Here is a 446-nt window from a genome sequence, read left to right as displayed (position 1 = left end):
GTGGTGATTACCACCGTCGCGGTGACCTGGAACTTCATCTACAACTGCCTGTTCGAGTTCTGGGAGCGGCGCCAGGCCGTGCGCGGACGCAGCATTGCGCGGCGGGTGGCGCACGCCATCGGCTTCCAGCTGACCCTGGTGGTCTACCTGATCCCGCTGATCGCCTGGTGGATGGGGATTTCCCTGCTGGAGGCGTTCTGGCTGGACCTGGCGCTGATCGTCCTGATCCCGTGCTACACCTTCCTCTTCAACTGGGCCTTCGATCGCCTGTTCGGCCTCCCGACTTCCGCGTTGCCGGCCGGCGAGGCGGCCTCCGTCTGAGGATTTTTTTTCTTCAGCGCCATTCGCGCTCGCCTTGGCCGGGGCAAATCGCCTACCTTAGACGGACGTGCGCTGTGGTGCCGGTTCAGGGAGGAAGTACGACCGCAAGCCATGAAGGTCTGCCC

General features: G+C 63.9%; 1 protein-coding gene. It reads left to right on the top strand.

What is annotated here, in order from left to right:
• Positions 1-321 (top strand): PACE efflux transporter (locus FMN63_RS29320; protein ID WP_050398951.1); only part of this gene is annotated, 321 nt, incomplete at its 5' end.
• Positions 322-446 lie beyond the last annotated feature (125 nt).

It is taken from the genome of Stappia sp. BW2, from assembly GCF_008107695.1.
Lineage (GTDB): Bacteria > Pseudomonadota > Alphaproteobacteria > Rhizobiales > Stappiaceae > Roseibium.
Note: the sequence above shows the minus strand (reverse complement) of the source record. Positions and strands in the feature narration are given on the sequence as shown.